The organism is Intrasporangium calvum DSM 43043, from assembly GCF_000184685.1.
Lineage (GTDB): Bacteria > Actinomycetota > Actinomycetes > Actinomycetales > Dermatophilaceae > Intrasporangium > Intrasporangium calvum.
In genome coordinates this window covers 457,523-470,034 of record NC_014830.1, presented here as the reverse complement: position 1 = coordinate 470,034, position 12,512 = coordinate 457,523, and the positions used below count along the sequence as shown (strand labels likewise).

Annotated in this window: 9 protein-coding genes, 1 tRNA gene and 1 other RNA gene; 5 read left to right on the top strand and 6 right to left on the bottom strand. The window is 73.3% G+C overall.

The window, feature by feature from the left end; genetic code table 11:
* Positions 1-61: 61 nt before the first annotated feature.
* From INTCA_RS02195 to INTCA_RS02185, 3 genes are read right to left on the bottom strand one after another with little or no spacing between them, the layout of a single operon-like run.
* Positions 62-736 (bottom strand): lysophospholipid acyltransferase family protein, encoded by a 675-nt coding sequence (locus tag INTCA_RS02195; RefSeq protein ID WP_013491299.1) that lies wholly within the window; start codon positions 734-736, stop codon positions 62-64.
* Between the two features lie 46 nt (positions 737-782).
* A complete protein-coding gene (locus INTCA_RS02190; RefSeq protein WP_041307159.1) occupies positions 783-1,538 on the bottom strand; it encodes a class I SAM-dependent methyltransferase in 756 nt (251 codons plus the stop codon).
* Positions 1,539-1,598: 60 nt separating this feature from the next.
* Positions 1,599-3,938 (bottom strand): DNA polymerase III subunit gamma and tau, encoded by a 2,340-nt coding sequence (locus tag INTCA_RS02185; RefSeq protein ID WP_013491297.1) that lies wholly within the window; start codon positions 3,936-3,938, stop codon positions 1,599-1,601.
* A gap of 358 nt (positions 3,939-4,296) precedes the next feature.
* Here INTCA_RS02185 and INTCA_RS02180 point away from each other — a divergent pair, with 358 nt between their 5' ends.
* From INTCA_RS02180 to INTCA_RS02165, 4 genes are read left to right on the top strand one after another with little or no spacing between them, the layout of a single operon-like run.
* The gene (locus tag INTCA_RS02180) at positions 4,297-4,953 is read left to right on the top strand and encodes an ABC transporter ATP-binding protein (protein WP_013491296.1); all 657 of its coding nucleotides are present in this window, start codon (positions 4,297-4,299) and stop codon (positions 4,951-4,953) included.
* A gap of 14 nt (positions 4,954-4,967) precedes the next feature.
* Positions 4,968-6,359: a hypothetical protein gene (locus INTCA_RS02175; protein WP_148236455.1), complete on the top strand. Its 1,392-nt coding sequence runs from the start codon at positions 4,968-4,970 to the stop codon at positions 6,357-6,359.
* Between the two features lie 17 nt (positions 6,360-6,376).
* A complete protein-coding gene (locus INTCA_RS02170; protein ID WP_013491294.1) occupies positions 6,377-8,071 on the top strand; it encodes a RecQ family ATP-dependent DNA helicase in 1,695 nt (564 codons plus the stop codon).
* A complete protein-coding gene (locus tag INTCA_RS02165) occupies positions 8,068-9,297 on the top strand; it encodes a GNAT family N-acetyltransferase (RefSeq protein ID WP_013491293.1) in 1,230 nt (409 codons plus the stop codon). The genes INTCA_RS02170 and INTCA_RS02165 overlap by 4 nt, the downstream gene beginning before the upstream one ends.
* Before the next feature lie 15 nt (positions 9,298-9,312).
* On the opposite strand, the gene INTCA_RS02160 is transcribed toward INTCA_RS02165, so the two are convergent.
* The 3 genes from INTCA_RS02160 to INTCA_RS02155 form a co-directional block, all read right to left on the bottom strand.
* The gene (locus tag INTCA_RS02160) at positions 9,313-10,524 is read right to left on the bottom strand and encodes an MFS transporter (protein ID WP_013491292.1); all 1,212 of its coding nucleotides are present in this window, start codon (positions 10,522-10,524) and stop codon (positions 9,313-9,315) included.
* 141 nt (positions 10,525-10,665) lie between these two features.
* An RNA gene (ffs, locus tag INTCA_RS18920) (signal recognition particle sRNA small type) lies at positions 10,666-10,764 on the bottom strand.
* A 24-nt stretch (positions 10,765-10,788) separates the two neighbouring features.
* Complete coding sequence (locus INTCA_RS02155; RefSeq protein ID WP_013491291.1) at positions 10,789-12,099, bottom strand: MFS transporter; 1,311 nt, start codon at positions 12,097-12,099, stop codon at positions 10,789-10,791.
* Positions 12,100-12,377: 278 nt separating this feature from the next.
* On the opposite strand from INTCA_RS02155, the gene INTCA_RS02150 reads away from it, so the two are divergent.
* Positions 12,378-12,465, top strand: a tRNA-Ser gene (locus INTCA_RS02150).
* Positions 12,466-12,512 lie beyond the last annotated feature (47 nt).

Genomic DNA, 12,512 nt, shown 5'->3' with positions numbered 1-12,512 from the left:
CTGCAGCCTAAGCCCCGGACCCGACACCGCCGTGCACCTCGGGGGCCGCCGCGCAGAGCGCTCACTCGTCGGCCGCGCCGACCGGCACCTCGTTGTACGCATCGACCTGCTCCTGCCCCGTGAGAGCCGCGATGGCCGCCATGACGTCGTCGGTCAGCTGTCGCCGCGCTCGCCCTGCCGGTATCCCCTGGTAGCGCTCGACGCCGATGGGGGGCCCGAAGCGGACCGTCACCTTGGCGAGCTTGGGGAAGCTCGCCCCGACGGGCTGGATGTTCTGGGTGCCGATGAGTCCGACGGGAACGACCGGAACCTGCGCGTTGAGCGCGAGCCACGCCACGCCGGTGCGGCCACGATAGAGCCGCCCGTCGCGCGAGCGGGTGCCCTCCGGGTAGATGCCGAAAGCGTCCCCGGCCCGGAGCACCTCGAGGCCCGTGTCGAGGCTCTCCTGCGCTGCGGTGGGCGAGTGCCGGTTGACGGGCACCATGCCGACGGCCGTGAAGAACCCCTTCTGCAGCAGGCCCTTGAGGCCCTCGCCGGTCCAGTACTCCTCCTTCGCGAGGAACCGGACCCTGCGCGGAGACACCAGCGGGATGGCGAACGAGTCGATGAACGACAGGTGGTTGCTCGCGAGGATGACGCCGCCGGAGCGGGGGACGTTCTCCCGGCCTTCGATGGTCGGGCGGTAGAGCGCGTGACTGAGCGGCACGAGCACCCCTCGACCGAGGCTGTAGAACATGGCGCTCACTCTAGGGGGCGCACCCGACCGGTGCCGATCGTGCCCATCAGACGGTTCCGCTCGCGGCCCACGCGGTGGCCTCGACATCGAACGGCGCGTCCTGCAACAGCCCCCGGCAGTGGTCCCGGAGGGCATCTCGAGCGTTGTCGGTGAGGGACGCGACGTGCTCTCCGGCGGGTCCGACACCGAAGGTGTACGGCTCCCACCACTCCTCGAAGCTCCGCTGCGCGACCACGACGACGAGCTCTCCGGACCGGATCTCCGTGAGGCCCGCTGCCTCCAACAGGCCCTCGAGGTCACCGGCGCGGGCCCCGGGCAGGTCCTCCTCCGTGCGCGCACCCGGGTCGAGGTCCGTGACCGCCTGCCAGAAGGTCGACAGGGGGGCCCGACCTCCGGCGAAGTCCCAGACGCAGGACGACACGGACCCGCCCGGCCTCGTCACCCGGGCCATCTCGGCGATACCGGTGGCCGGGTCCTGCATGAAGTGGACGACGAGCTGCGCCAGCGCATGGTCGAAGAAGTCGTCCGGGAAGGGCAGCCGCTCGGCGCCGGCGGACTGGACGTCGAGGCCGGGCAACCGGGCCCGAAGCGCGCTCACGAAGGGCAGCGACGGGTCGATCGCAGAGACCGCGGTGAGGCCGATCCGGTCGACGAGCCGGGCCGCCAGCGCTCCGGGACCGCTGCCGACGTCCAGCGCGCGCTCTCCCGGTCGGACCCCGACCCAGTCGACGAACTGCTCCGCGAGAGGCTCGGAATAGCGGCCCATGAAGCGCCCGTACGCGTCAGCCGCCACCTGGAACATGCCTCCGACGGTACGCCGCCGGAGGCTTTCGCGCGGGCCTTCGTCGGGACCGCTCCAGCGTCAGTCGTCGAGCTCGGAGATGACTCGTCCGCCGAGGACCTTCTCGATCACGGCACGTCCGACATCGCCGGAGATCTCGATGTCCTCGTCGTCGTCGCTGACCGCGGCGTCGTCGGTCACCGGGCGCTGCGGGGCGCGCGGCTCCCCCTCTGGCTGGTGCGCACCACGCCGAGCCGCGCCCAGCGACTCGCGCACGGCGCTCGCCCCAGAGGTCGCGCCCGTCGTCGCAACCCGCGCGGACCCGCTCGGGGGCGCGGTCGGCAGATCGGTCTGCGCCGCACCGGCGGGCCGCGTCGCCCAGTCCGGGGCGGCGGCGCTGACGCTGCCCCACCCCGCGTTGGTCTCCAAGGAGCGACCGGTGGTCGGTGGCGCACCGGGGGAAACCCCCAGCGTCGAAGCGCCCGCGCGGGCCGCCCCTGCTGACCCGCCCGCGTTGCGGAGATCACCGGCAGCGCCGCCCCCTCCCCCGGGCCCCGAAGGACGCTGCGGGCCAGGCGAACCGCTCGGGCCGCCTTCGTGCGAACCGGGCGTGATCGGACCGGGCGCGTCCGTCGCGGTCGTCGCGGGCGTGGGGTGGCCGGAGCCTGCGACCTCCGAGGGGGCGACCTCCGAAGCGTGGATCCCGTCGACGACGGCATCGACGCCGAGCTCGTCGATGAGTGCCTGGCGGACGATCTCGGCGTGGTTGCCGGACCGGAAGGTGTTCGTCAGCCCCGCCGTGGCGATGCCCAGGGTCAGCGTCGTGCCGTCATACCCGATGACCTGGGCATGCTGGGAGACGAACGTCCACGTGATGCGGCGGCGGGAGAAGATACGACCGAGGACGTCGGGCCAGGCGCGGCGGATCGCGTCGGTGTCCATGCCCCCAGCCGAGGCCGGGGCGGACGCGGGTGCCGGGTCGGCGGGGGCGGGGGGCGGTTCCTGCTGACCACCCGTCGACGACTGCGGCCCCCTCGACGGCGCTCTGCCTGCGCCGGGGGCCGGCACGTCCTGCACACTCGACGCCGGCGGGGGCGGCACGTCCTGCACACTCGACGCACGCAGGGCCGGGGGCGGCGGCGACACGTCCTGCACACTCGACGGGGGAGGCTGCGGCGCTGGGACCGGGGGGACGGGCGGAGGCGAGCCCAGCGGCATACGGCTCGGTTGGTGGTCTGGGGAGGACGCCTGGCTCGGAACCCCGCCGACCTCGAGACGGCGTTCCAGCCGGTCGAGCCGGGCGCCGTAACCGGCCTCGCCGGACGACGCGGGGAGGAGGATCCGGGCGCAGATGAGCTCGAGCTGCATCCGCGGTGCCGTCGCGCCGGTCATCTCGGTGAGCCCGGAGTTGGCGATGTCAGCCGCCCGGGAGAGCGCCCCGGGGCCGAAGGCGGCCTGCTGGACGCGCATCCGCTCCAGCTGGTCCTCCGGCACGCCGCGCAGCACCTGCCCGGCCTCGGGCACCGCGGCCACGATGATGAGGTCACGGAGCCGCTCGAGCAGGTCCTCGATGAACCGCCGCGGGTCGAGGCCGGACTCGATCACCCGGTCGATCTGGCGGAACGTCGCGGCCCCGTCCGCCGCCGCGAGCGCGTCGACCGTGGCGTCGAGCAGCTCCCCGTCGGTGAACCCGAGCAGCGACACCGCGCTCTCGTAGGTCAGCCCCTCGGGCCCGGAGCCGGCGATGAGCTGGTCGAGCACCGAGAGCGAGTCGCGGACCGACCCGCCGCCGGCCCGCACGACGAAGGACAGGACGCCGGGGGCGACCGCCACGTGCTCCTGCTCGAGCAGGCTCTCCATGTAGCTGGACAGCTTGGCCGGCGGCACGAGCCGGAACGGGTAGTGGTGGGTGCGGGAGCGAATGGTCCCGATGACCTTCTCCGGCTCGGTCGTCGCGAAGACGAACTTCACGTGCTCGGGCGGCTCCTCGACGATCTTGAGCAGGGCGTTGAAGCCCTGCGGCGTGACCATGTGCGCCTCGTCGATGATGTAGATCTTGAAGCGGCTCTGGGCGGGCCCGTACGAGGCCCGTTCGCGCAGGTCACGCGCGTCGTCGACGCCTCCGTGGCTGGCGGCGTCGATCTCGATGACGTCGACGCTGCCGGGGCCTCCGCGGGCGAGCGCGACGCAGGACTGGCAGACACCGCAGGGAGTGGGCGTCGGGCCCTCCTCGCAGTTGAGGCACCGGGCGAGGATCCGCGCGCTGGTGGTCTTGCCGCAGCCCCGGGGCCCGCTGAAGAGGTAGGCGTGCCCCACCCGGCCCGTGCGCAGCGCCTGCATCAGCGGCTCGGTGACGTGCTCCTGCCCGATGACCTCGGCGAAGCTCTCCGGCCGGTAGCGGCGGTACAGGGCGGTGGCCATGCACGAACCCTAACCGTCGGTGCAGACGATGTCGTATGCCGCTGAGCTCGCTCGTGGACGCACGCTCGCTCCCAGCCCTCCCGCCCTGGGCCGCACCTCGCGACACACCTCGGGACACACAGCGGGACACCCTCCGCAACACACCCGCTCACCGTCTGCCGGCCCGTACTGCAGCCGGGGGGATTTGTCGATGGGCGGGTGTGTTGCCGAGGATGGGGGCTCGCGCTCGCGGGGGTGGCCCTCGTCGTCGGGCCTCCGGTCGGCAGCGCGGGCTGACCCCGGCGCCGCGCCGCCCCGGCTCGAGGACCGGGCGCCGTAGAGTGTCGACGGTCCGGACCGGCGGCGTCGAGGGGGTCAGATGAGCAGGGTGGCGGTGCTCACCGGTGAGGTCCGCGCCGTCGCGGTCAGCAAGTCGATCGCCACGACCACCCTCCTCGAGCCGACGGACCTCACCGCCGACCCCGGCGAAGGCGTCGTCCTCCGCGGCCCGAACGGCTCGGGCAAGACGACCCTCCTGCGCATCATCGGCGGCCTGCTCGAGCCGACGACCGGCACCGCCTCCGTCGGCGGGAGACCCGCTGACGAGCGCGACCCGGCAGTCCGCGCGGCGGTCGCCGCCCTCATCGGCACCCCGACGACCTACCGCGACCTGACCCTGGTCGACCACCTCGTCCTCGTCGACTCCACCTGGGGCCATGACCCCGGCACATCCGACCAGCGGGGCCTGCAGCTGCTGGAGTCGCTCGGCATCGGTGACCTGGACGATCGCTTCCCCCACGAGCTGTCGTCGGGCCAGGAGCAGCTCTTCCGCCTGGCGCTGACCCTGACGCGACCCTCGAGGGTGCTGCTCCTGGACGAGCCCGAGCAGCGCCTCGACACGACGAAGCGCCAGGTCGTCGCCGGCCTGCTGCGAGCACGGGTCGACGAGGGCGCGACGCTCGTCATGGCCTGCCACGACCCGGAGCTGACCGCCGCCCTGGCCACCCGGGTGGTCGACCTCGCGCCGGCGCGGTGACGGGCCCGGTCGACGTGTCCGCTCTCGAGGTCGACGACGAGGACTGGCTGGGACAGGCTGACTGGATCGTCGGCGGCCAGGCGGCCCGCGCGGCCCGCAAGCAGGGGATCTACGCCGGCTACGTGCTGGTGCTCTTCGCGGCGGTCTACGGCTTCCCGTTGGTCCAGGCGCTCTTCCGGACGTCCGACCGCATCTGGCTCCGGGAGCAGCTCGCTTCCGCTGGTGGGGTCCTGGTCCTCGCCGGCTCGGTCGCCGCGATCCTCGGCGCGGGGCTCTGGGCCGGCCGGTTCCGGGGCCCGGTCGTGCCACCCCTGCCCTGGATCGACCTCGTCGTGACCGCTCCGGTCGACCGGGCGCTGGCCGTGCGGCGATGGTGGCGCTTCGCCGTCGTGGCGACGGTCTTCGTCGGTGCGGTGGTGGGGCTCGTCCTCGGCAGCGGGCTCGCGTTCGCGGAGGTCACCGGGGTCGCTGCCATCGCGGTGGCGACCCTCGCGGGCGCCGCGCTCGGGGTCCTCGGCGCGCGGCTGTGGCTCTGGGGACAGGTCCGGTCCTGGCCCGGCGCGGACCGTGGAGTCTCCGTCCTGTGGCGCGTGCCCGACGCCCTGCGCGCACTCCACGCCGAGTCGCTGCGAGCCCACTCGGCCAACACGTCGACCCTCGCCGGCTCGGCACTGACCGGCAACCTCCGCACGGCACGGCTCGCGTTCGCCCGGCCGGTCCGAAGGGGACGCACGGCTCGCCTGCGCGCGGGCCGTCCGATCCGGGTGCTGGTGAGGCGCGATGTGCTCGGACTGCGTCGCCAGCCGGCCACCGTGCTCGCGGGGGCGGGCCTCTCGACCATCGGTGCCCTCGTGCTGGTGTGGGGTCTCACCCAGCCGGCGGCTCCGGCGGTGGCGCTCGGGGTCGGGATGCTGCCGCTCTACCTCGGCTTCGGCGCCTGGGCCGAGGGCCTGCGGCTCCAGGCCGACAACGTCGGCACGCCGTCGCTCATCGGGGTCGCGGCCGTGCCCGAGGCGGTCGCCCATCTCGTCGTTCCGGCCGTCCTGACGTCAGGGGTGCTCGGCGGCGCCGCGGGACTGGCGGCCCTGACGACGGGGCTGCCCCCGGTCGCGCTCGGTGTCCTGGCCGCGGTGGTCCCGTCCGTCGCCCTCCTCTGCGGCGGCCACCTCCTCGCGGCCTTCCGTGGGGCGCCGCCCACCGTGTCGGGACCGCAGGGCGTGGTCCTGTGGTACCTGCGCCCCGGCCTGGTCGTCGTCGTGCTCGGCGGCGTCACCTCCTACGCCCTGCGAGGGGGCCACGGCGTGGGGTCCGTCACCGCGACGCTGGCGATCTGCCTCGTGGTGGCCTGGGGGTTGGCCACGGTGCGCCGGCTCACGCACCTGCACCGGGCGTTCGGGGCGACGTAGGCGGGTACAGCGTTCGCATGACCTCTGGCCTCGCCCGCGACCGGCGTCGCATCCGAACCACGGCCCGGCGCGTCTTCGGGCACGACCTCCTCCTTCCCGGGCAGGAGGAGGGAACGCTCGCGCTCCTCCAGGGACACGACGTGCTCCTCGTGGCACCGACGGGGTCGGGCAAGTCCCTCACCTACCAGCTGGCCGGCACCCTTCTCGGCGGCTGCACCGTCGTCGTCTCGCCGCTCCTCGCGCTGCAGCAGGACCAGATCGACGGGCTGGCCGAGGGCGCGCGGGGCCTCAGCGCCGCCCGGCTCAGCTCCGCGGAGAGCGACGCGGAGCGCACGGCCGTGCTCGAGCGGGCCGCCGCCGGAGACCTCGACTTCCTCTTCCTGTCACCCGAGCAGCTGGCCAACCCGGCCGTCGCCGAGGCGCTCACGGCGGTCGCCCCGACGTTGTGGGCCGTCGACGAGGCGCACTGCGTCTCCGTCTGGGGGCACGACTTCCGCCCGGACTACTTCCGGCTCGGCGAGCTCATCGCCCGGATCGGGCCGGCGCGGGTCGTGGCGATGACCGCCACGGCCGCTCGCCCCGTGCGCCGCGACATCGTGGCGCGGCTGGGCCTCGCCGAGCCGCGCACCATCGTCACCGGCTTCGAGCGGGACAACATCGCCCTCGAGGTGGTCCGGTGCGTGACCGGCGACGCGCAGTTCGAGACGGTGCTCGACACCGTGGACGACGCAGCGGCGTCAGCCGGGTCCGGGATCGTCTACTGCCGGACCCGCAAGGGCGCCGAGCGGTATGCCGCTGCCCTCACCGAGCGGGGCCACCGTCCCGTGACCTACCACGCCGGCCTGTCGCAGCGGAGGCGGGACGAGGCGCACCGGGCGTTCATGGACGGATCGGCCGACGTGATCGTCGCGACGTCCGCCTTCGGGATGGGGATCGACAAGCCGGACGTGCGCTTCGTCGTCCACGCGGACGTCCCGGAGTCCCCGGACACGTACTACCAGGAAGTCGGCCGGGCCGGTCGCGACGGCGAACCGGCCCGGGCCGTGCTCGTCTACCGTCCGGAGGACCTGTCCCTGGGCCGCTTCTTCGCTGCTCCCGTCCCTGAGCGGGCCGACCTCGCAGCAGTCCTCGACGCTGTCGGCGACGCGGGGAGCACGGAACCGTCCGCCGTGACCGAGCACAGCCCGTTCGGCGCGAGGAAGACCGGCCGCCTCCTCAACCTCCTCGAGCTGGCCCGCCAGACCGGAGCCGGCGACCAGCGTCGAGAGCTGGTTGACGCCGCGATCGACCGGGCGCGGGCGAGGCGTTCCCTCGACGAGTCGCGGGTGGACATGATGCGCGGCTACGCCGAGACCGCCCGTTGCCGGGCGGAGTTCCTGCTGGCCTACTTCGGCGAGCAGGCGCTCGAGCCGTGCGGTCACTGTGACTGCTGTCGGGCGGGCCTGGACGGCCCGCCCTGCCCCGTGGGCGACCAGGGCGGGTACTCGATGGGGGACCGGGTGCGCCACGGGGAGTTCGGCGAGGGGATGGTGACCGACGTCCACGGGGACCGGATCACCGTGATCTTCGAGGAGGTCGGCTGCGCACCCTGTCCACGACGGTCATCGACGAACACGACCTCCTCGAGCCGGCGTGACACCCCACCGTGGGCCGGTCCGCAGCCGAAAAGGAATCGAGCGTCCCCACGGGGAGCCCTAGAGTCCGGTGGGTGAGCGACCTGCGCGTCCGAGACGTCACCGAAGCCGACCTCCCCGCGGCCCTTCAGATCCGCACCCGGTCGTTCGGCCCCCTCCGCGGCAGTGAGCAGTCCTGGTGGGACGGCCTCGCCGCCGAGGTCCTCCCGGGGCGGATGCTCGCCGTCGTCGACGAGTCGGACACGATGCTGGCGACGGGCCGGGCACTGCCGTTCGAGCAGGTCTGGGGCGGTCGGCACCTACGGATGGGTGGCGTCGCCGGTGTCTACGTCGAGCCGAGCGCCCGTGGCCGCGGCGTGGGGACGCTGCTCGGGCGCGCCCTGGTCGAGCGCATGGTCGAGCTCGGCGACGTCGTCTCCTGCCTCTTCCCCACGGCCCCCGAGCTGTACCGCGCCGTCGGCTACGAGGTCGGCGGCGTCCAACCCCGCTGCTCGTATGCCGCTCACGACGTCCGCGCCGTCCGTTCCCGGGGTGGGGGGCTGCGTCCCAGACCCGCTGGGCCGGAGGACGCAGCGCTCGTCCACTCCCTGCTGCGGGCGCACCAGGAGCGGCACGCCCTGAGCGGACCGATGCTGCCCACCGTCGAGAAGTGGCGGGAGTACCTCGCGGATGACGGACTGATCAACTACGTCCTCGACGAGGAGGACGGCCGCGGGTTCGTCTCCTACTCGCTCGCTGACGAGGTCCTCACCGTGGAGGAGATCGCCGCCGAGTCCGCCGAGGCCACGGCCGCGCTCTGGGCCGTCGTGGGGTCCGGCTCCTCAGCGGCTCCCACGGTGCGGGCGCACCTCGACCCCCGGGACCCCGCTCGCCTCCTCCTCGGCGCGGTGCCCGAGCTCGACGTGCGCGAGCACCTCTGGATGCTCCGCGTCCTGGACCTGCCCGGCGCCATGGCGGCGCGGGGCTTCGCACCACACGTGACGGCCTCGGTCGACGTGGTCGTCGACGACCCGCTGGTGCCCGCCGGCTCGGGGCGCTGGACGCTCACCGTCGAGTCCGGCGCCGGGCGGGCGGACCCAGCCGACCCGACCGACGGGACCGGTGGAGCGGGGGCGAGCCCAGCGGCATACGGCCTCGAGGGTGAACCGGCCCGGCTGGGACCGCGCGGGCTCTCGGCCCTCTGGTGCGGGTGGACCATGTCGCGGCTGCGGGTCGCCGGGCTGGTCCGCGGTGGCCGGCCCGAGACCGACCGCGCCCTCGACGCGGTCTTCGCGGGGAGCCCGCACCTGACCGAGTACTTCTGACGGCGCCCGCGCCGGTCAGCGGCGGTCGGCCTCGCGGACGGCCGGGAGCGCCGCGACCGCGAGGCCCGCCATCGCCCCGACGACGAGGAGGGACCGGAGCACACCGACGTGGTCGCCGAGGAAGCCGAGCAGCGGTGGGCCGGCGATGAAGGCCGTGTAACCGATCGTCGACACGACGCTCATCCGGGCGGCGGCGCGACGCGGTTCGTCCGCAGCGGCGCTCATCCCCACCGGGAAGCCCAGGCTCGCTCCGACCCCCCACACGGCCGCGCCGACGAACGCGAGCACGGGTCCGCCGAAGACGACGAGCAGGCTGCCGGCCACTGCGGCCACGAAGAGGACGCGCAGCACTGGCAGGCGTCCCCGCGCATCGAGGAGCCGGGTGCCGAGGACCCGCCCCGCCGTCATCGCCGTGAGGAAGACCGCGAAGCCGAGGACACCGGCCCAGCGCGGCAGGTCGTACCCGTCCGAGAGCGCCACGCCGATCCAGTCGTTGGCCGTGCCCTCGGTGAACGCGGCCGCGAAGACGACGACGCCGATGAGCAGGGTGCGTGGCTCGCGCCAGGCGGCACCGAGGCCGGCCCGACCACGACCTCCCGCGGCAGGATCACGGGTCTCGTCGGTCGGGTCGTCCTCGACTTCGCGCGGCAGGAAGGCCCGCAGGAACCAGGGCGTCACGGCGAGGAGCAGGACGGCCACGCCGACCAGGTGGGCGAGGACGGAGACGTGGAGGAAGGACAGGCCGGCGCCCACGAGGGCGGAGACCACCGTGCCCGCACTGAAGGCGGCGTGGAAGTGGGGCATGATCGACCGGCCGAGCAGCCGTTCGACGGCGGCGCCCTCGAGGTTCATCGAGACGTCGAAGACCCCGGTGCCGACACCGACCAGCACCAGGGCGGCCATGGCGAGCGCGCGGCTCTCCATGGCCGTGACGGCCAGTCCCACACCGACCAGACCGAGGCTCTGGACCGCTGCCGCCCCCAAGGTCGACCGCCCCGCCCCGAAGCGGTGGACGAACCAGCCGGACAGCGGCAGACCGATGACGGCCCCGAGGGACAGCGCGAGGAGCGTGAGGCCGAGCTCACCGGCGGTCAGGACGAGCTGGTGCTTGAGGTCGGGGACGCGGGAGGCGAACGCCGCGAAGGCCGCACCGTTGATGGCGAAGGCGGTGAAGACGGCGTTGCGTGCGGTGCGGACGACCGGAACCGACGGTGCGATCGCGGACATGGGGCAAGCCTCTCAGGGGAGCGCGTCAGATGGTCCGAGGTGGGGGGGCGCTCCATCGCGCGGCTCCCCCACCCCCTGGACCGCACGCGGACCCTGCTGGGGTATGGCGCTGGGGATGCCGCTGGGAAACGGCGCGCTGGGGAACGAGGGACACCCCGCGTACCTGGAAGAGCTCTCCTACCCTTGCTGCATTCCTGCCCTGGGGGAGTTCGGGGAGGTACCACCACGCGGGGTGCCGACGGTCAGTGTATGCCGCAGCGCTCCTCAACCCGAAATGGGGGCTGGCGCGGTGACGGACCCACCCGGCGCGGGGCGCAGGCCGTTGACGTGCGCCGGCAGCCGACGCTCGGCGGCGAGCGCCATGATGACGAGGAGGGCGCACCCGCCGACGAGGAAGGCGATGTAGCCACCGCCCAGATCATGGCCGATGAGGAAGCTCGCGATGACCGGGCCGACGACGAACGCGATGGAGAACATCAGGGAGCTGAGTGCGTTGTAGCGACCGCGCAGGTGGTCGGGGGCCAGGTCGTTGACCATCGCGGCCGTGGTCGGCTGGAGCATCGTCTCGCCCAGCCCGAAGATGCCGGTGCAGGCCGCCAGGAGCACGGTGGCGACGATGGTTCCGGGAACGATCGACGTCGCCCCGAGGAGCGACCACGCGACGGCCCACGTGCCGGCCATGACGACGGCGACGCGGGTGCGCCGCTTGCCCTCGATCCGCTGGAGCACGAAGAGCTGGAGCAGCACGATGACGAGGGTGTTGACCGCGAAGGCGTAGCCGAGGCCCTGGGTCGAGATCTGGCCCTCCGCCCGCGCGTAGGCAGGCAGGCCGGCGTTGAGCTGGGGGTAGCTGACGAGGGCGGCCACTGCGACCAGGGACAGGAGGGCGCGCAGGTCTGGGTCGCGGAGCAGTGCCCGGTAGGAGACCCGCACGGAGGCGGCGTCGGCGGCGCGCTCGACCCGGTCGCGGGCGTGGCGCAGTGGTCCGAGCAGGATGACGAGTCCCGGGATGTAGCTCAGGGCGTCGAGCAGGTAGACCGCGACGAAGGTGTCCGGTCGGGTCACGTCGACGAACCGGCCGCCGATGATGCCGCCGATCCCGATGCCGAGGTTGAGCAGGGTGAAGTTGACGCCGAAGTACCGTTGGCGCAGCTCGCTCGGGATCAGGTTGCCGATGAGGGCGCTCGAGGCGGGCCAGACGACTCCGAAGCCGTACCCGAGCAGCAGCAGCGCGACGGACGCCTGGTTCACCGTGGTGGCCCGCGCGAGGAGGATGTCAGCGAGGATGAGCGCGACGAGGCTGCTGGCGTAGACGCGTCGCGGGCCCACCCGGTCGATGAGGGCGCCGACCGGTGTCACGACGGCGATACCGACCCCCGCCTGGAGCGCGAGGAGCAGCCCGACCGTCTCCAGGGCGATGCCGCGCACCTCGTTGAGGTAGACGACCATGAACGGCAGGACCAGCCCCGTGCCGATCGACTGGAAGACGACGGTCGAGATGAGCAGCTTGCCGTCGCGTGGCAGGTCCTGCCAGAACGAGGACAGGGTGGGACGGGCCGTTGAATGCGTGGACACTCACGCCAGTCTGCCGGTCGCCACCGACGCGCGTCGTCCGGATTTCCGTGCTGGCACCGACGGCCCGGCGACCTCAGGCTTCGCCACTACGTCACTGACCCCCCAGCCGAGTCAGTGGGTACCACTGACCCCCCAGCCGAGTCAGTGGGTACCACTGACCCCCAGGTGGGTCAGTGACGTAGGCGAGGGGTGCAGGGGGTGGGTCGCCTCACCGGGCGGGCGCACCAGCCGCCGCTGGGATTTCATCCAAGCCCCCGCTCTCCGGTAGCCTGCCCGACGGAGGATTCGCATAGTGGCCTAGTGCGCACGATTGGAAATCGTGTTGGGATAAAACCCTCGGGGGTTCAAATCCCCCATCCTCCGCCACTGGAGAGGGCTCCGAGTCTCAGTACTCGGGGCCCTCTGCACGTCCC

Excerpts from the sequence above, each read along its gene's own strand:
- INTCA_RS02195 (WP_013491299.1), bottom strand. The coding sequence starts at position 736 with ATGTTCTACAGCCTCGGTCGAGGGGTGCTCGTGCCGCTCAGTCACGCG.
- INTCA_RS02190 (WP_041307159.1), bottom strand. The coding sequence starts at position 1,538 with ATGTTCCAGGTGGCGGCTGACGCGTACGGGCGCTTCATGGGCCGCTAT.
- INTCA_RS02185 (WP_013491297.1), bottom strand. The coding sequence starts at position 3,938 with ATGGCCACCGCCCTGTACCGCCGCTACCGGCCGGAGAGCTTCGCCGAG.
- INTCA_RS02180 (WP_013491296.1), top strand. The coding sequence starts at position 4,297 with ATGAGCAGGGTGGCGGTGCTCACCGGTGAGGTCCGCGCCGTCGCGGTC.
- INTCA_RS02170 (WP_013491294.1), top strand. The coding sequence starts at position 6,377 with ATGACCTCTGGCCTCGCCCGCGACCGGCGTCGCATCCGAACCACGGCC.
- INTCA_RS02160 (WP_013491292.1), bottom strand. The coding sequence starts at position 10,524 with ATGTCCGCGATCGCACCGTCGGTTCCGGTCGTCCGCACCGCACGCAAC.